Source organism: Pantoea eucalypti (assembly GCF_009646115.1).
Taxonomy (GTDB): Bacteria; Pseudomonadota; Gammaproteobacteria; order Enterobacterales; family Enterobacteriaceae; genus Pantoea; species Pantoea eucalypti.
In genome coordinates this window covers 2,832,258-2,850,049 of the sequence record NZ_CP045720.1, presented here as the reverse complement: position 1 = coordinate 2,850,049, position 17,792 = coordinate 2,832,258, and the positions used below count along the sequence as shown (strand labels likewise).

Below are 17,792 nucleotides of genomic sequence, written 5' to 3'. Positions count from 1 at the left end.
TATATACATTCACGCAGTGAGACAGTAAACTCAGGGGACTTTCAGCATAAGGAACAGCAAATGGTTGAGCATACGGCACTGGCACAACTGGCGGCGGCAATGAGCGATGAACCTGCACCGATCTATCAGCGGGTGAAACAGGCCATTGTCAGCCAGATTCGTGAAGGGTTGTGGAAAGCGAATCAGCGTGTGCCATCAGAAAGTGAACTGGTCAATGAACTGGGCGTCAGTCGCATGACCATTAACCGGGCGCTGCGTGAGCTCACCAGTGAGGGATTTCTGGTGCGGATGCAGGGTGTCGGGACCTTTGTGGCGGAGATGAAAGGCTACACCGCCATGCTGGAGGTGCATAACATCGCCGATGAGATTGCCCAGCGCGGTCATCAGCACAGCGCAAAAATCCTTACCCTCGGTCAGAACAAAGCCGATCCCGAGCAGGCGGCCGTACTGGGTCTCACTACCGGGCAGACGCTCTTCCATTCGCTGATTGTGCACTACGAAAACGATCTGCCGGTGCAGCTGGAGGATCGTCTGGTCAATCCCCTGGTCGCGCCCGACTACCTGACGCAGGATTATGAGAAGATGACGCCGTACACCTATCTCATGCGGGTCGCGCCGCTGACGGCGGGTGAGCACATCGTTGAAGCGGTGCTGCCCGATGCGCGTCAGCGTAAGCATTTGTCGCTGGATGAGCACGAACCCTGCCTGCTGATTCGCCGTCAGACCTGGAGCGACACGAAAATCGTGACCTATGCGCGATTGCTCTATCCTGGCTCACGTTACAAACTGCTGGGCCGCTTCAGAGGACACGGTTAAGTCGGGTAAACAGCAGCCGGGCATCCGTGTCACACGGGCTGAGTTGTGTCTCATCATCGACCCACCACGTCCCCTGTTGCGCGCTCAGCTTTTCCCCGTCAGCCGTCTGCCATGCGCCAGCCAGCACCCAGGCGACGCCATGCAGCGCGCTGACCTCTGTGGTAACCACCTCCACCGTTGCCTGCCATTCACCACGTCGCGTCATGATATTAAAATCTTCGCTGACGCTGCCCTGCAGTTGTGCCGTTAAGGCGAGTTCGCCGGCAAACGCCCACGGCTTTTGCGGCGTCAACAGATGCTGCACGCCGGGCGCGGTTAACAACACCGGATCGCCGTGCAGCAGGGTGATAACCCGATCAATCTCCGGAAAGGGAGAGAAGGGGCCATTCTGCGCCAGGGTCGCAATACTGGCGCGCCAGCCAAAGCGATCTGCGCCGGGCGGGAAACTGATAATCTCACGGGTCTCACCGCCACCGTTGCGCCAGCGGCTGACTGCCAGATCGGCATATGCGAACCGGGCGATCATCGCAGCGCCGCCATTGCCTGAGCAAAGCGTGCGGCACACGCTGCCTGGTGCGGATGCACGCCATCTTTCACCACGGCTTTACCTGCAACATAGACGTCGCGAATCTGATCGCGCTGTCCGGCAAACAGCCAGCGGTTCATTACGGCGTGTGATTCCACGCTGCCGAGCCATGCCTCATCACGCAGCACCAGCCAGTCAGCACGTTGTCCCACCGCCAGCGTACCCTGCTGAATGCCGCACGCCTGCGCACCCCCTGCTGCAGCCTGTTGCCAAAGCAGATCGCCTACCGAGGGCTGGTCAGGCAGGGTGATTCGGTTGCGGCGCTGGTCGCGCAGGCGCTGCGCATACTCCAGCCAGCGCAGCTCTTCCTGGGGGCTCAGCGAGACGTGACTGTCGGAGCCAATGCCCCAGCGTCCGCCCTGCGCGATATACTCCACCGCCGGAAAAATGCCGTCACCGAGGTTGGCTTCGGTGGTCGGGCAGAGACCCGCCACCGCACCGCTGCGGGCAAGGCGTGACAGTTCGCTCTCATCCAGATGCGTGGCGTGGATCAGACACCAGCGCGTATCTACCTTAAAGCGGTTGAGCAGCCAGGCAACCGGCCGTTCGCCGCTCCACGCCAGCGAATCATTGACCTCTTTCTGCTGTTCAGCCACATGGATATGGACCGGCAGCCCAGGATCGCTGGCCGCCAGCACGTCGTGCATCTGACTTTCACTTACTGCCCGCAGTGAATGGAAACAGAGGCCACGATTCAGCAGTGGCCGCTGCTGCTGCCACTCCTCCAGCCGCGCCTGCTGTTGCAGATACTGGTCGGTCTGCTGGATAAAACGTTTCTGACCCGCCGTTGCAGGCTGACTGCCAAAGCCGCTGTAGCTGTAGAGCACCGGCAGCAGGGTCTCGACCGATACCGGCGATCTCCGCCGCCTCGATCAGCTGTTGCAGCATCGCATCATCACCATAGGGTGCGCCGCTGGGGTCGTGATGCAGATAGTGAAACTCCGCCACCTGGGTGTAGCCGCCCTTCAGCATTTCGATGTAGAGCAGGGCGGCAATATCGCCCACCTGCCGGGGTGTCAGGCGCTGCACCATGCGGTACATCAAATCCCGCCAGGTCCAGAAGCTGTCCTGAGGATCGCCCGCGACTTCTGCCAGCCCCGCCATGGCACGCTGAAAGGCGTGCGAGTGCAGGTTGGCGATCGCCGGAATTACCTCGCCGTTGAGCTGGACAGCATTCTCCGCATGGCTATCCGGAGCAATGGCATCGATAAAACCCGCCTGATTAACTGTGATACGAACCTGCTGCTGCCAGCCCTCTGCCAGCAGTGCACGCGGGGCAAAAAAAGTTACCATGGTTGATCCTCTCCGGATGTGGTTGTATATACATATACATACTTTGAGGCACAGTGTAAACGGTGGAGGCTTAGGCAGCGATGGCAGAAGAGATGCGTGTAGATACGGTATGGACCGGGGCCGACCTGGTTACCATGCGTGACGGAAAGTACCATCTGATTCCGCAAGGCGCGCTGGTGGTGCGGGCAGGTAAACTGGTATGGGTGGGCCCGCAGGCGGAGATGCCCGCGTTCGTCGCCGATCAGCATCATCAACTGCCAGGCGGCATCGTGACGCCTGGGCTGGTGGATTGTCATACCCATCTGGTGTTTGGCGGCGACCGCAGCCAGGAGTTTGAACAGCGCCTGAATGGCGTCAGCTACGCAGAGATCGCCGCGCAGGGCGGCGGCATTCTCTCCACCGTGCGCGCCACCCGCGCGGCCACGGAAGAGGAGCTGGTGGCGTCGGCTCGCTGGCGGCTCGATCGGCTGCTGGCCGAAGGCGTCACCACCGTGGAGATTAAGTCCGGCTATGGTCTGGATGAAGAGAGCGAACTGCGGATGCTGCGGGCGATTCGCCAGCTGGGAGAGAGCGTGTCCGCCGATGTGCGTTCCACCTGTCTGGCAGCACATGCCTTTCCGCCGGAGTTTAAGCACGACCCGGATAGCTGGGTCGATATCATCTGCGATCGACTCCTGCCGCAGGTGAAGGCGTTGGGGCTGGCGGATGCGGTGGATGCGTTCTGTGAGCATCTCGCCTTTTCCCCTGCGCAGGTAGCGCGGGTGTTTGACCGGGCGGTGGCGCTGGGTATGCCGGTGAAACTGCATGCCGAACAGCTTTCGGCACTGGGGGGCGCAGCACTGGCGGCGCGCTACGGCGCACTCTCTGCGGACCATCTTGAATACGCCACGGAAGAGGATGCCAGGGTGATGGCAGAGCATGGCACCGTCGCGGTGCTGCTGCCTGGTGCGTTTTACCTGCTGCGTGAGACCCAGCGCCCGCCGGTGGAAAGCTTCCGGCGACATGGGGTGCCGATGGCACTGGCCAGCGATGCGAATCCTGGCACCTCGCCTGCGCTGTCGCTGCGTCTGATGCTGAATATGGGTTGCACGCTGTTTGGCATGACACCGGAAGAGGCGCTGGCGGGCGTCACCCTGTGGGGAGCAAAAGCGCTGGGGCTGGCTGACAGTCACGGCTCGCTGGAGGCGGGAAAAGTAGCAAACTTCGTGCACTGGCCGCTGGCTCGTCCCGCGGAACTGGTTTACTGGCTGGGTGGTGAGCTGCCCTGTACCGTTATTTATCGTGGAGAACCACAATGAACCCTTTCTATTTCACCCAGGGCAGCCTGCCGCTGCTGGTCAGCATTCCTCACGCCGGGACCGACCTGACACCCGACGTGGAGGCTGGATTAAGTGAGGCCGCGCGCGGCCTGCCTGACACCGACTGGCATATCCCGCTGCTGTATGATTTTGTGCGTGGCCTCGGGGCCAGCGTGTTAATTGGCCGCTACTCCCGTTTTGTGGTTGATCTTAACCGTCCGCCGGATAACCAGCCGCTCTACACGACGGCCACCACTGGCCTGTTCCCGGAAACGCTGTTCGACGGCACGCCGACCTTTGCGCCAGGTAAAACGCCTGATGCCACGGCGCGTCAGGGCTACATCGATCAGATCTGGCAGCCTTATCATCAGCAGATTCAGCAGGAGCTGGCGCGGCTTAAAGCGCTGCATGGTTATGCGCTGCTGTTTGATGCTCACTCCATCGCCAGCGAAATTCCCCGCCTGTTTGAGGGCCGTCTGCCCGATATCAATGTTGGCACCAACGACGGTGCAAGCTGTACACCTGCCATGAGCGCGGCGATTGAAGCAGTATGCGCGGCACAGAACGACTACAGCTGGGTGATTAACGGACGCTTTAAAGGCGGCTACATCACCCGCGCTTATGGACAGCCGCAGCAGCAGATTGAGGCAGTTCAGCTGGAGCTGGCGCAGCTGAACTACATGGATGAAACCCCGCCTTATGCCTGGCAGCAGGCGCGTGCCGCAGGGTTACAAAAAGTGTTAAAGGCGATGATCCACGCCATGCTGGCACAGGCCAGACCGCAATAAATCTGCGATGCGCCGCCCTGGTGCAGCGCTGCGCTAATCGGGTGCAGGTGAGAGCAGCCTGTCTGGCTGCTCCCTTGCTTCCGCCTCCATTCGTCGCTTTTGCAGAGCTGGCATAACCTTTGCTTGGTTGTATGTACAAGTGCTGCAGTGCGTGCTCAATCTGAATAAATCCCGTCTGGCTCACAAAATGATAAAGCCGGCAATGAACTGCACTGCGTTAACTTGTATATACATGACATATCATCCTGTGAAATTTATGTTAAATCTCGCAGGGCGATCACCAGGCCGCTACTTTCAGGAGAACCGTATGATGCACCCTCTGACCCTTCGTCGTTTATGTCTCACTACGCTGGTTTCCAGTCTGCTGCTCTGTGGCGTCAGCGCCCAGGCTAAAGAGTGGAAGTCCATCACCATTGCCACTGAAGGCAGTTATGAACCCTGGAACCTCACCCTGCCGGGCGGCAAGCTGGGCGGTTTCGAACCAGAGCTGATGGCGGATCTCTGCCAGCGCATGGCGATTCAGTGCAAGCTGGTGGTACAGAACTGGGATGGCATGATCGCCGGACTGAATGCCGGAAAATATGACGTGATCATGGATGCGATTGTGATTACGCCCGACCGCAAAAAAGTGGTGAATTTCACCGTCCCTTACGCCTCCACGCCCGCCACCTTTATCACGGTAAAAGGGTCACTGCTGCCCGCCGACAGTAAGATCATCAAACTTACCGACGATGAAAAAACCATAGCGCCTGCCATTGCACCCCTGAAAGCCGCGCTGAAGGGCAAAACGATCGGTATCGCCTCCGGCACGGTCTACACGCCGTTTATCGACAAATACTTCAAAGATGTGGCGGATGTGCGCGAATACACCAGTTCAGCCGATGCGATCCTCGATTTGCAGGCCGGACGCATTGATGCGGTGTTTGACGATGTGACCTTTGCGCAGTCGATGCTGGCACGACCGGATAACCGTAACCTCAGCTTCAGCGGTCCGCAGCTGGGCGGCCCGATCTGGGGTGAGGGCGAGGCGTTGGGCGTGCGCATGGCAGACAACGATCTGAAAGCCCGACTGGATCAGGCGATCAAAGCCGCGCTGGCCGATGGCACAGTGAAAAAGCTGAGCGAGAAGTGGTTCAAAACTGACGTCACACCCTGAGAGAGGTAACGGATGATAAGCCTGCTGAGTTTTGGCCCGGACGGCTGGGGACGGTTGATTCTGAGTGCCACGCTGACCACGTTGCTGCTGTCGTTTTGCGCGCTGCTGGTCGGCGCGGTGGTGGGATCGGGCGTGGCCGCCGCAAAGTTATCCCCGCACCGGGCGGTACGCTGGCTGGGTGAAAGCTACTCGGTGATCTTTCGGGGTATCCCTGAATTGCTGGTGATCTACCTGTTCTACTTCGGTGGATCGGGACTGATCACGCAGATCGGACAACTGTTTGGCGCAGACGGTTTTATCGAAGCGCCGCCGTTTCTGATCGGGGCATTGGCGATCGGGCTTATCTCCGGCTCTTACCAGGCGGAAGTCTATCGTGCCGCGCGGCTGGCTCTGGCGAAAGGGGAGATCGAAGCCGCCGTCGCTATTGGCATGCCGCGCTGGCGCATCCGGCAACGTATCCTGTTGCCGCAGGTGGCGCGCTATGCGCTGCCCGGCCTGTCTAACGTCTGGCAGATGAGCCTGAAAGATTCCGCGCTGGTATCGGTGACCGGCATTGTCGAGCTCATGCGGGCCAGCCAGATAGCAGCCGGTTCTACCCGGGACTACTTCTCCTTTTACCTGGTGGGCGGTGCCTGTTATCTGCTGCTGACGCTGCTGTCGAATCGCGCCTTTCTGCGCGCCGAATCCCGTCTGGGTCGCGCCTGGCAAAGCCGCACCGCTGCACAGCATTAAGGAGAGTTATGATTGATTTTGCGTTCCTTACTGACACCTTCCTGAAACTCAGCGCGGCGCTGCCGGTCACGCTCGGCCTGTTTATCAGCGCCTTTCTCTGCGGGGGCGTGCTGGCGGTCGGTATTCTGGCGCTGCGCATGAGCCGCTGGCGGCTGCTGAGTGCATTCGCCCGCGGCTACATTCTGGTGTTTCGCGGCTCGCCGCTGATGATTCAGTTGTTCCTGATCTACTACGGGCTGGGACAGTTTGGGGTGATCCGCCACAGCGTCTTCTGGCCGTTTCTGCGTGAGCCTTTTACCTGCGCGGTGCTGGCCCTGTCCCTCTGTACCGCCGCCTACACGGCGGAGATCCTGCGCGGCGCGCTGCTGGCGGTCCCGCCCGGTCAGGTGGAAGCGGGGATGGCATGCGGCATGTCGCGCGGCCTGCTGCTGCGGCGCATTATCGCACCGGTGATGCTGCGCTATGCGCTGCCTGCGTACTCCACCGAAGCGATTCTGCTGGTGAAATCAACCGCGCTGGCGAGTCTGGTGACGGTGTGGGATGTCACCGGGGTCGCGCAGCAGATTATCCAGCGTACTTACCGCACCATGGAGGTGTTTCTCTGTGCAGCGGCGATCTATCTAATCCTCAACTTCATCATTGTTCAACTGTATGCCCTGCTGGAGCGGCGTCTGACACCGGTTCATCAACCGGAAAAAAAGCCGTTACCGGCCGCTAAGCCGATCCCCGGAGGAGAAAAAAATGTCTGAACTGCCACCCGTCACGCTGTCGGCCAGCGATATCCATAAATCCTTTGGCGCGATGGAGGTGCTGAAGGGCATCTCGCTGCAGGCGCATCAGGGCGATGTCATCTCTATTCTCGGTGCCAGCGGCTCCGGTAAAAGTACGCTGCTGCGCTGTATCAACCTGCTGGAGACGCCTGATTCTGGCGTCGTCAGCGTGGGCGGTGAAACCATTGAGATGAAGCGTCATGCACGCGGGCACCAGCTGGCGGCTAACCCGCGTCAGATTGAACGGCTGCGTTCCCGGCTGGGGATGGTGTTTCAGAGCTTTAATCTCTGGTCGCATCTCACCGTACTGCAAAACGTTATTGAAGGGCCGCACTACGTGCTGAAGCGCGATAAAAAAGCCTGCATCGCTCAGGCAGAACAGCTGCTGGATCGGGTTGGCCTGCTGAATCGCAAAGACTTCTATCCCGCTCAGCTTTCGGGCGGCCAGCAGCAGCGGGTGGCGATCGCCCGCGCGCTGGCGATGGACCCGGAGGTGATGCTGTTTGATGAACCGACATCGGCACTGGATCCGGAACTGGTGGGTGAGGTGCTGAAGGTGATGCGCAGCCTGGCCGAAGAGGGGCGCACCATGCTGGTGGTCACGCACGAGATGGGCTTTGCCCGCAACGTCTCAAACCGGGTCGTGTTTATGCATCAGGGCACGATTGATTGTCAGGGCACGCCAGAGGCGATGTTCGGCGAGGCGGGATCGGCGCGCTTTAAGCAGTTTATTTCCAGCCATCATCAGGTGGAGCCGGTGGTATGAGCGACGTCATGAGTCAGACGCGGGTCTGGGGCGATGGTCCGCTTAAATGGCAGGAGCTGGTGAAGGTCGCCCGGCATGGCGCGACTCTGACGCTGAGCGACAGCGCCTGGCAGCGAATTGCCCGGAGCCGTGAAATCGTCGGCAACATCGTCGCGGCGGGGCAGGTAGCCTACGGCATTAATACCGGATTAGGGGCGTTGTGCAACATTACTCTTTCCGAAGATGAACTGAGCCAGCTGTCGCGCAATACCTTACTGAGCCATGCCTGTGGTGTCGGGCCGGTGCTTAAAAAAGCGGAGGTCCGCGCCATTCTGTGTGCCGCGATTGCCAACTACAGTCATGGCAAATCGGGTGTGTCAGTGGCGCTGGTGCAGCAGCTGCTGGCGCTACTGAATCTGCAGATTACCCCTCAGGTGCCGTCCCAGGGATCGGTAGGCTATCTGACCCACATGGCGCATATCGGTCTGGCCCTGATCGGCATCGGCGAGGTGGAGTGGCACGGCGAAATCATGCCCGCGCAGCAGGCGCTGGCCCAGGCGGGCTTAGCGCCTTACCGGCCAGGTGCCAAAGAGGGACTGAGCCTGGTCAATGGCACGCCTTGCATGACCGGCTTAGCCTGCCTGGCGCTGGACGATGCCGGGCGTCTGCTGGACTGGGCGGATGTGACAGGCGCAATGAGTTTTGAAGCGCTGCGCGGTCAGCTGGTGGCGTTTGATCCAGAGGTGCTGGCACTCAAGGCCAGCCCGGGAATACAGCGCAGTGGTGAACGTCTGCGCCAGTTGCTGAGAGACAGCCCGCTGCTGAACGCGAGTGTCGGCATCCGCACTCAGGATGCGATGAGTCTGCGGTCGATGCCGCAGGTGCACGGCGCCTGCCGCGATCAGTTTGATCACGCCGCACGTCAGGTGGAGACTGAACTCAACGCCTGTACCGACAATCCGCTGATTCTGGGCACGCCGCAGGAGTGGCGCGTGGTGTCACAGTCACATCCGCACGGTGAATCGGTGGCGATGGCCTGTGACCTGCTGGCGATTGCGCTGGCGGAGCTCGGGAGTATTGCCGAACGACGGCTGGATCGGCTGGTAAACCCGCTGGTCAGTGGCCTGCCGCCGTTTCTGGTGGCCGAGCCTGGCGTCAATTCTGGCATGATGATTGCGCAGTACGTCGCGGCCTCACTCTGCGCGGAAAACCGTCAGCTGGCCCAGCCTGCGGTACTCGACAACTATGTCACCTCAGGATTACAGGAGGATCACATCAGTCTTGGCACCGGGTCGGCGCTGAAGCTGCTGAAGCTGGTCAGCAACGTCGATCACATCATTGCGATTGAGTATCTGCTGGCGGCGCAGGCGCTGGAGTTTCACGGTGAATCACAGCTGGCAGCCGGCACGCGGCGCGCCTGGCAGCATCTGCGGCAGGTGGTTGAGCGCTGGCAGCAGGATCGCTGGCTGGCACCCGACATCGACCGTGCGGTGGCGCAGATAAGGGCGCACCGGACCGATGCGCTTGTGGAGTGAGGATTATTTGCGGCGTGCGTCCGGACGGACTAAATCAAAGCGCTGCGCTTCACTGATGCCGTAATAGGCGCTGGGACCACCTGCACGAAGTATCGGTTCGGCTTTTGCGGTCTGATAAATGCCCGCTTCCAGCAGCGATTCATCGATGTGGATCGCGACCGCTTCACCCAGCACCAGCCAGCTGTCGACCAGATTGCCACTGGCATCCTGCAACTGAATCAGCTGGGTCAGACGACACTCAAAGTTGACCGGGCTTTCCGCCACCAGACTGGCACCTACCTGTGATGCCGCCAGTGGTGTTAACCCTGCAAAGGCAAACTCATCCTGATCGGCAGGCAGTGAAGCGGAACTTTCGTTCATCGCTTCGGCCAGCGGGCGGGTAGCCAGGTTCCAGACAAACTCTTTGGTGTCCGCAATGTTCTGCACGCTGTCTTTCCAGCCGCTGCTGGCGAAACCGATAATTGGCGGATGATAGTTGAAGCAGTTAAAGAAGCTGTAAGGGGCCAGATTGCGCTGGCCGCTGGCGCTGACAGAGCTAATCCAGCCGATTGGTCGTGGTCCGATAATGGCGTTGAGCGGATCGTGGGGCAGACCGTGACCAGCACGGGGTTCATAGGAATAGCGTTTCCGGGTCATAACGTCTCCAGCAGGTGATTTTATTTATCTTAGCCCGACAGCATCACCCGACGGAATCGGAAAGCGGTAAGCGGATGGTGCGGGTTTATTTTCCGCCGCCTACAGCGTATTGTACGCGCGCCTGAATAATTGAGAGAACGTATGAAAAAGTCAGCCAGCACGTCGCCCTTCCACGCCCGCAATCGCCATCAGGGCGAATACGATTTTGCCGCGTTAACCGCTGCTCATCCGCCGCTGAAGGCTAAAGTCCGGCCTAATGGTTATGGCGTGAAGTCTGTGGATTTTGCGGACCCGGAGGCGGTGATGCTGCTGAACCAGGCGCTGATCAAACTCTTTTACGACATCGACTGGCAGCTTTCTCCCGGCTCACTCTGCCCGCCAGTACCGGGACGCGCCGATTATCTGCACTACCTGGCCGATCTGCTGGCGCTGGATAACAACGGCGTTATCCCGATGGCGGACATTCTCGATGTTGGCTGCGGCGCAAACTGCATCTATCCACTGATTGGTGCGGCAGAATATGGCTGGCGCTTTACCGGCACCGAAATTGATGAAGCCGCCATCAAAGCCGCTAACCGCATCGTTGCGGCCAACCCACGCCTGACGCGCCAGATCCGTCTGCGTCGTCAGAAAAACAACGATGCGGTGCTGGCGGGTGTGGTCAGCAAAACGGAATTCTTCAGCGCGGTGATGTGTAATCCGCCGTTCCACGCGTCGCCGGATGAGGCAGTGGCCGGTTCACAGCGCAAGGTCCGCAATCTCGGACTGGACAAGAGTGCGCCACTTAACTTTGGCGGGCAGCACAATGAGCTGTGGTATCCCGGTGGCGAAAAGGCGTTTATCGGCAAGATGATCGCCGAGAGCGTGGCGCTGGGTCGTCAGATCGGCTGGTTTACCTCGCTGGTGTCGCGCAAAGAGAACTTGCCGGCACTGGAAAAACAGCTGCAGGCGCTCGACGTTGCTGAAGTGCGGGTGGTGAACATGGCCCAGGGTCAGAAACAGAGCCGCTTTCTGGCGTGGAGTTTTATGCCTGCCGCACAGCGCAGCAAACTGCTGAGTCGTCTGGGAAGTTAGGGTTTTCCCGGTGCAGGCACGGTATTAGTGCGGGCAGGGGCATAAAAAAAAGGGCCGCTTAGCGGCCCGTTTTTATCAGGAGACGTGCTGCAGGAATTCGCGCAGACGGTCACTGGGTGGATTACTGATCAGGCTGTCAGGATCGCCATCTTCTGCAATCCGGCCTTTATCAATAAAGATCAGGCGTGAGGCGACCTTCTGTGCAAAGCCCACTTCATGCGTCACAATCACCATCGTCATGCCTTCTTCCGCCAGATCCTGCATCACTTTAAGGACTTCATGACGCAGTTCCGGGTCCAGTGCTGAGGTTGGCTCATCGAACAGCATCATCTTTGGCTTAACCGCCAGCGCACGGGCAATCGCCACGCGCTGCTGCTGGCCGCCGGACAGCTCAGACGGAAAATGATGTGCACGCTCTGCCAGGCCCACTTTGCCCAGCAACTCACGCGCCAGCTGGCGTGCCGCTTCTTTACTGGCGCCACGCACCCGGATAGGACCAAAGGCAACGTTGTCCAGCGCACTCATCTGTGGGAACAGATGAAACTGCTGAAATACCATGCCCGCTTCCTGACGAATCAGGCGGTCATCAACTTTCGGGTCATTCACGCGCAGGCCATCAACAATCAGCTCGCCGCTGGTGATCTCTTCCAGCTTGTTAATGCAGCGTAAAAGGGTGGATTTACCGGAACCGGATGGGCCGATAATCACCACCACTTCGCCCTGGTTAATCTTCAGATCAATATTGTGCAGCACCTGGGTCTGGCCAAAATGCTTGGAGACATCTTTAAATTCAATCACAGGATTTTCACCCTTTTCTCAATGCGGCGCAGCACAAAGCTCAGCACCAGCGTAATCACCAGATAGATGATCGCGACGGCGCTCCAGATTTCCAGAGCGCGGAAGTTACCGGCAATAATCTCCTGACCCTGACGCGTCAGTTCAGCCACACCAATAACGATAAACAGCGAGGTATCTTTGATGCTGACAATCCACTGGTTGCCCAGCGGTGGCAGCATACGGCGCAGCGCCAGCGGCATAATCACGTAGCGCAGCGTCTCACGGCTCGACAGGCCAAGCGCCAGTCCGGCTTCGCGGAAGCCCTTATTAATCGACAGCACGGCACCACGCGTAATCTCCGCGATATAAGCGCCAGAGTTAATCATGATGGTCACTACCGCTGCGCTGAAGGGATCAATGCGCAGGTCGGGGAACGCCATCGGCAGAGCAAAGTAGATGAACATCACCTGCACCACGATAGGGGTGCCGCGGATAATTTCGATAAACACCAGTGCGATGTTATTGGTGATCCAGCCGCCGTAAGCGCGGGCAAAACCGGCAATCAGCCCGATAAACAGGCCGCCAACCAGTCCAATAACAGAGATTATTAAAGTCAGTTTAGCGCCTTCAAGCAGCGCTGGCATGGCGGGCCAGATGACGCTCCAGTCAAACTCCATGGTGTCACTCCAGATATGTTGCGATGGAAAAAAGCAGGGAAAAAGTTTCCCTGCTGAAATCAGATAACGGGCAAATTATTATTTAGGTTCGGTGCCGAACCATTTTTTATAGAGCGTGTTATAGGTGCCGTTCTCTTTCAGGGTTTTCAGTGCGCCGTTTACTTTTTCACGTAAATCGTCGCTGCCTTTCGGGAAGGCGATACCATACTGCTGCGCTTCAATCGAATCGCCTACCGCTTTAAAACGGCCTTTACCGGCGGTGTGGATGAAGTAAAGAATGTTTGGCGTGTCATGCAGCACGGCGTCCGCACGGTTGGTGCCCAGCTCCATATAGGCGCTGTCGATGTTCGGGAACTGACGCAGGTCTTTAGATTTGATGTGGGCTTTTGCGTATTCCACAGAGCCGGTGCCGCTTTTCACTGCGACGACTTTACCGTTCAGATCGCTGATGCCTTTGATGTCGTTTTCATTGTTACGCACCATTACCTGCAAACCGCTTTTGTAATAGCCATCAGAAAACTCGATCGCTTTTTTACGTTCTTCGGTAATGGTGATGCCCGCAAGGGCCAGATCGACATTGCGCGTTTGCAGTGCAGGGATGATGCCGCTGAAGTCCATTGGCTTCAGGGTATAATCCAGCTTCAGCTCTTTCGCAATGGCATCCCACAGATCCACATCAAAGCCGACATATTTGTCACCCTGTTTGAATTCGAACGGAACAAAGGCGGTATCGGTAGCGACAACCAGCTTCTTATCTGCTGCAGTGGAAGAGAGGGAGAAGGCCAGCGCCAGCGCGGCCACAGAAACTTTTAACAGTGACTTCATCATTTTTCCTTTTTTTACTACCAGGCGGCAGGGCCTGCGTTTGCGGCTTGTCATATGAAATAATTATGCCAACTTTGCAAGTTTCGCGAAATCAGAGAGTTAAATAACATAGCTGACACGATTTTGCAGTTAATTCTGCCTTTGCACCATTTAGGTGCTCAGTTTTGGTGCATATGGCTGTTTTGGTGCAAGCGGTAGTGTGCCTCAGATGTTAAGGCTGTGAAGCGAAGGAAGGAAGAACTGTTAACAGGGTCATAAAAATGCGGTAACGCAGACGTAAAAAAGGCGGGTTTCCCCGCCTGATTGACTGCATTGAGTTTTATTCAATGTTGGCTTCGATGAACCACAGGAATTTGTCCAGGTCACGTGATGCCGCAGTAAAGATATCAGCGGTATCTTCATCTTTCACTTCAGTAATGGCTTTACGGGTATCATTAGCCACGACGCTGTAACGGTCTGCGAGCGCTTTCAGATGATCCTGAACGCTGTGAATATTCAGCGGATAGCTTTTCAGCGGCGTCGTATCGTTAACAACCTGCGTGGTGCCCAGTGCAACGCCGCCCAGCTGTACCACACGCTCAGCAATGGTGTCCTGATGCTCGGTGATTGCAGTACGGAAGCCGTCCAGCATTTCATGTACACCGATGAAGTTAGCACCGCGCATGTTCCAGTGCGCCTGCTTAGTAATCAATGACAGGTCAATAAACTCGACTACCAGACGGTTCAACACCGCGATGGTGGCTTTCTTCTCATCTTCGGCCACGTCATTACGGGTATAAATCAGGTCAGCAGATTTAGTTTTAACCAGTTTAGCGGTACTCATCGTTTCAGTCCTCTCTTTGATGGTTGTCCTAATCAAGTACCGGATAAGTATAGCAGCGCTTTTCAGCTTTGCAGAAACGACTTTATCGATAGATGAAATAGTACAGGTCTTTATTAAAAGCGGGAAGGCACAGACGAGGTTAACGCAATGTTAAAATAAAAGCGCTTGTATTTAATCAATTAAATCAATACTTTAATTTTGTATGTAAATAACAGGTAAGCGTCTGTTTCAAAATAGTCAGAGCATGGACAGGGGATGGTTAAGAATAATTCTCATGATGAGCATGATTGTTATTTAGCCCACCACAAAGGCAGGCTAAAGGCGTTTATTTCTGACCAGAATCTGATAATTCCACGCTGCTTAACTGGCTCTTTTTCGGTCGCATGGTCAGCGTTGACCCTGCCGAAGCGATGATGATTGCCAGTAGCGCCAGCCACTGTAGCCCGGTCAGCGTTTCACCCAAAAACAGCATGCCAGAAAAAGCGGCCATGGCGGGTTCCAGACTCATCAGCGTGCCGAAGATGCGCGCCGGTAAACGGGTAAGGGCGATCATCTCCAGTGAGTAGGGTATCGCGCTGGAGAGCAGGGCAACCAGCAATGCGATCGGCATTACGGCCCATGTCCAGATGCCACTTTCTGCAAACGTCAGCCCCAGCGGTACAAAAATCACCGAAGCAATCAGCGAACCAATAGCCACTGTCGCAGGACCATGTTCTGCGCCTGCCCGCTGCCCCGCCAGGATATAGATTGCCCAGCAGGCACCCGCACTCACGGCCAGTGCTGCGCCCAATGGATCAATCGCGGTCATCCCTGTCCCAAACGGCAGCAGGAACCACAAACCAATCACCGCCAGCAGCACCCAGACAAAATCCAGTGGTCTGCGCGATCCAAACAGCGCCAGCGCCAGTGGACCGGTAAACTCCAGTCCCACCGCCACGCCCAGCGGCACAGTGCGAATCGCCAGATAGAATGTGAAGTTCATGGTGCCCAACGCCAGACCATACATCAGCAAAGGCAGACGTTGTTCCCGGCTAAAGCGTAAACGCCAGGGTTTAAAAATGACACAGAGTATCAGGGTGCCAAAGCCCAGACGCAGCGCGGTGATTCCCGTCGCACCAACAGAAGGAAACAGGCTTTTTGCCAGAGAAGCACCGCCCTGCAGCGACAGCATCGCAATCAGCAGTACGGCAATTGGCAACACGATTGGCGCAAGATTTTTAGAAGCGGGAGAGGCAGACATCCTGTGTACTTTTCCTGGTCATCAACGTAACGAGTGGGCCAGTGTAAAGGAAATGTCAGGCAAAAAATCATGAGTCAGCGTTTTTAATTTGCCTTAACTGCGCAAATTTTGGCCAAAATCAGTGCCATTTAGGTAAAGAAATGTCAGGTTTTTTTAGGAATTAACTTAAAGGGCAAATTGAGCACAAAAAGATTATTGCAGGAAGATGACGGATTTTATAAGAAAAATGAATGACATAGTATGTCGCATTAACGTCCTGTTACACCAAACTTTCTGTTAGACAACAAAATCCGGGCAGAGTTTCTCGCTATTTTTTGTTATATTTTCAGCGTTGTCAGGAGAGAAGTATTTTCACATTTGAGGTGGTTATGAAAAAAATTGCATGTCTTTCAGCATTAGCCTGTGTACTGGCAGTATCTGCAGGTTCAGCAATGGCACAGAGCACCGTAACTGGTGGCTATGCTCAGAGCGATTATCAGGGCGTAGCGAACAAAGCTAACGGCTTCAACCTGAAATACCGCTACGAAGACGGTTCTAACCCACTGGGTTGGATCGGTTCATTCACCTACACTGAAAAAGATCGTACCGAAGATGGCGTTTACAACAAAGGCCAGTACTACGGTGTGACCGGTGGTCCAGCTTTCCGTCTGAACGACTGGGCTAGCATCTATGGTGTTGTCGGTATCGGCTATGGTAAATACCAGGGCAACGAAACTGCATCACGTGATAAAACTGACACCAGCGACGTAGGTTTCTCTTACGGCGCAGGCATGCAGTTTAACCCAATGCAGGACATCGCACTTGACGTTGGTTACGAGCAGAGCCGTATCCGTAGCGTTGACGTCGGTACCTGGATTGCTGGCGTAGGTTACAGCTTCTAAGTTTAGCTTAGCTGACCTGCAAAAAAACGGCCCCTTGTGGGCCGTTTTTTATTGTGCTGATTTTACCCGCCACCCCGACTTACCTGTCGGTCTCCCGTCTCATTCTCTGACAGACGCTGATCTGCAGGCATTCCCCTTCAAGCCTCAGGGCAGTTTCTTATGAGGGGAAAAAACAAAGAGAACAAACAGTGGGGCGTGAGCCTTTCAACCGCAGGCAAAAAGGCTCTGAATCAGGATTAGCCGCGCCAGATAAGATTCGGACAGCGAGGTTCGGCAGGCTTATGGCCCAGCAGTTTTTCAATCAGCATCAGACGCAGTGTGAAAGGGGAACGCGTCAGCAGGCACAGCCAGGATTTAAACTCCGTGGTTGTTTTCTTCTCTGTCTGGAAGCATTTGCTGCAATCTAAGCAACATTTCAGAGTGCTCATAGAATTACCTCCCAATCCTGATCGACGCGGTAATCAGCAGCGTGAGGTGAGAGCGTCATCATCACCAGAGCAACAGAAGATCACTAGGGATCATGCGTTGGCTGCTTACATTATCAACAAATATAGCACTGGCTATATCGTTTAGCCAAGGCTAATGACGAAAAATTTGAGCTTCTTTGTGGCTGGTTTACAATGAGCGCAGCTAAATCCGTACAGCAGCGTCAGTACGGGAAATAATAATGAGGAAGCTGAATGAGTCGTCGTGCTAAAAGCGTGGTTTCTGCGCCGAAAGGACCACTGAAAGATATTGAAGAGCATGTCGAAGGTTTTCGGCAGGTGCGTGAAGCGCATCGTCGGGAGTTAATTGATGACTACGTTGAGTTAATCTCTGATTTAATTGGTGAATTTGGCGAAGCACGTCAGGTCGATATGGCAGCCCGTCTGGGCGTTTCGCAACCGACAGTGGCTAAAATGCTGAAACGACTTGGCAGTGCCGGGCTGGTTGAGCAGGTCCCTTACCGCGGTGTCTTCCTGACCAGCGAAGGGGAGAAGCTGGCAGAGGAGAGTCGCGCCCGTCATCATATTGTTGAAAGTTTTCTGCTGGCGTTAGGCATCAGTCCCGAAACGGCCCGACGCGATTCAGAAGGAATTGAACATCACGTCAGTGATGAAACTCTGGCTGTATTTAAGAAGTTCTCCGAAACCCGTTAAC

Annotated in this window: 19 protein-coding genes and 1 pseudogene; 11 read left to right on the top strand and 9 right to left on the bottom strand. The window is 56.4% G+C overall.

Annotated features, from left to right (window positions below; genetic code table 11):
• The first annotated feature begins 60 nt into the window (after positions 1-60).
• Positions 61-816 (top strand): histidine utilization repressor, encoded by a 756-nt coding sequence (gene hutC / locus EE896_RS13330; RefSeq protein WP_003851761.1) that lies wholly within the window; start codon positions 61-63, stop codon positions 814-816.
• Here the strand turns inward: hutC and EE896_RS13325 are convergent.
• Together EE896_RS13325 and EE896_RS13320 are read right to left on the bottom strand one after the other, a co-directional pair.
• Positions 800-1,342 (bottom strand): HutD/Ves family protein, encoded by a 543-nt coding sequence (locus EE896_RS13325; RefSeq protein ID WP_140915831.1) that lies wholly within the window; start codon positions 1,340-1,342, stop codon positions 800-802. The two genes, hutC and EE896_RS13325, sit on opposite strands and share 17 nt — an antisense overlap.
• Positions 1,339-2,695, bottom strand: a pseudogene (locus tag EE896_RS13320) (formimidoylglutamate deiminase). Before EE896_RS13320 ends, EE896_RS13325 begins: the two are co-directional and overlap by 4 nt.
• Before the next feature lie 80 nt (positions 2,696-2,775).
• Here EE896_RS13320 and hutI point away from each other — a divergent pair.
• The 7 genes from hutI to EE896_RS13285 all read left to right on the top strand — a co-directional run bounded on the left by hutI (position 2,776) and on the right by EE896_RS13285 (position 9,719).
• Positions 2,776-3,993, top strand: coding sequence for an imidazolonepropionase (hutI, locus tag EE896_RS13315; RefSeq protein WP_033762558.1), 1,218 nt, complete (start codon positions 2,776-2,778; stop codon positions 3,991-3,993).
• The gene (gene hutG, locus EE896_RS13310) at positions 3,990-4,781 is read left to right on the top strand and encodes an N-formylglutamate deformylase (RefSeq protein WP_140915832.1); all 792 of its coding nucleotides are present in this window, start codon (positions 3,990-3,992) and stop codon (positions 4,779-4,781) included. Before hutI ends, hutG begins: the two co-directional genes overlap by 4 nt.
• 307 nt (positions 4,782-5,088) lie before the next feature.
• Positions 5,089-5,937: a transporter substrate-binding domain-containing protein gene (locus EE896_RS13305; protein WP_033782427.1), complete on the top strand. Its 849-nt coding sequence runs from the start codon at positions 5,089-5,091 to the stop codon at positions 5,935-5,937.
• 12 nt (positions 5,938-5,949) lie between these two features.
• The gene (locus EE896_RS13300; protein WP_003851749.1) at positions 5,950-6,669 is read left to right on the top strand and encodes an ABC transporter permease; all 720 of its coding nucleotides are present in this window, start codon (positions 5,950-5,952) and stop codon (positions 6,667-6,669) included.
• 8 nt (positions 6,670-6,677) lie between these two features.
• A complete protein-coding gene (locus EE896_RS13295; RefSeq protein ID WP_003851748.1) occupies positions 6,678-7,418 on the top strand; it encodes an ABC transporter permease in 741 nt (246 codons plus the stop codon).
• Positions 7,411-8,205 carry an ABC transporter ATP-binding protein gene (locus EE896_RS13290; protein WP_003851746.1) on the top strand — a complete coding sequence of 265 codons (795 nt, stop codon included), beginning with the start codon at positions 7,411-7,413 and terminating at the stop codon, positions 8,203-8,205. The genes EE896_RS13295 and EE896_RS13290 overlap by 8 nt, the downstream gene beginning before the upstream one ends.
• A gap of 8 nt (positions 8,206-8,213) precedes the next feature.
• Positions 8,214-9,719: an HAL/PAL/TAL family ammonia-lyase gene (locus tag EE896_RS13285; protein ID WP_140915895.1), complete on the top strand. Its 1,506-nt coding sequence runs from the start codon at positions 8,214-8,216 to the stop codon at positions 9,717-9,719.
• Between the two features lie 3 nt (positions 9,720-9,722).
• Here EE896_RS13285 and EE896_RS13280 read toward each other — a convergent pair whose 3' ends face one another.
• Positions 9,723-10,355 (bottom strand): flavin reductase family protein, encoded by a 633-nt coding sequence (locus tag EE896_RS13280; protein WP_003851743.1) that lies wholly within the window; start codon positions 10,353-10,355, stop codon positions 9,723-9,725.
• Positions 10,356-10,496: 141 nt separating this feature from the next.
• Between EE896_RS13280 and rlmF the strand changes: the two genes are divergently transcribed.
• Positions 10,497-11,429 (top strand): 23S rRNA (adenine(1618)-N(6))-methyltransferase RlmF, encoded by a 933-nt coding sequence (gene rlmF, locus EE896_RS13275; RefSeq protein WP_140915833.1) that lies wholly within the window; start codon positions 10,497-10,499, stop codon positions 11,427-11,429.
• Positions 11,430-11,504: 75 nt separating this feature from the next.
• Here rlmF and glnQ read toward each other — a convergent pair whose 3' ends face one another.
• From glnQ to rhtA, 5 genes are all read right to left on the bottom strand, one after another.
• Positions 11,505-12,227 (bottom strand): glutamine ABC transporter ATP-binding protein GlnQ, encoded by a 723-nt coding sequence (gene glnQ, locus EE896_RS13270; protein ID WP_003851741.1) that lies wholly within the window; start codon positions 12,225-12,227, stop codon positions 11,505-11,507.
• On the bottom strand, positions 12,224-12,883 hold the full coding sequence (gene glnP / locus EE896_RS13265; RefSeq protein ID WP_003851740.1) for a glutamine ABC transporter permease GlnP: 660 nt from the start codon (positions 12,881-12,883) through the stop codon (positions 12,224-12,226). The genes glnQ and glnP overlap by 4 nt, the downstream gene beginning before the upstream one ends.
• 78 nt (positions 12,884-12,961) lie before the next feature.
• The gene (gene glnH / locus EE896_RS13260; protein WP_003851738.1) at positions 12,962-13,708 is read right to left on the bottom strand and encodes a glutamine ABC transporter substrate-binding protein GlnH; all 747 of its coding nucleotides are present in this window, start codon (positions 13,706-13,708) and stop codon (positions 12,962-12,964) included.
• A gap of 319 nt (positions 13,709-14,027) precedes the next feature.
• Complete coding sequence (dps, locus tag EE896_RS13255; RefSeq protein WP_003851735.1) at positions 14,028-14,531, bottom strand: DNA starvation/stationary phase protection protein Dps; 504 nt, start codon at positions 14,529-14,531, stop codon at positions 14,028-14,030.
• Positions 14,532-14,856: 325 nt separating this feature from the next.
• The gene (gene rhtA / locus EE896_RS13250) at positions 14,857-15,771 is read right to left on the bottom strand and encodes a threonine/homoserine exporter RhtA (protein WP_003851733.1); all 915 of its coding nucleotides are present in this window, start codon (positions 15,769-15,771) and stop codon (positions 14,857-14,859) included.
• A gap of 368 nt (positions 15,772-16,139) precedes the next feature.
• Here rhtA and ompX point away from each other — a divergent pair, with 368 nt between their 5' ends.
• A complete protein-coding gene (ompX, locus tag EE896_RS13245; RefSeq protein ID WP_008925816.1) occupies positions 16,140-16,652 on the top strand; it encodes an outer membrane protein OmpX in 513 nt (170 codons plus the stop codon).
• A 236-nt stretch (positions 16,653-16,888) separates the two neighbouring features.
• Here ompX and EE896_RS22655 read toward each other — a convergent pair whose 3' ends face one another.
• Positions 16,889-17,080, bottom strand: coding sequence for a hypothetical protein (locus EE896_RS22655; protein ID WP_003850513.1), 192 nt, complete (start codon positions 17,078-17,080; stop codon positions 16,889-16,891).
• A 252-nt stretch (positions 17,081-17,332) separates the two neighbouring features.
• On the opposite strand from EE896_RS22655, the gene mntR reads away from it, so the two are divergent.
• Positions 17,333-17,791 (top strand): manganese-binding transcriptional regulator MntR, encoded by a 459-nt coding sequence (gene mntR / locus EE896_RS13235; protein WP_003850512.1) that lies wholly within the window; start codon positions 17,333-17,335, stop codon positions 17,789-17,791.
• Position 17,792: the final 1 nt, after the last annotated feature.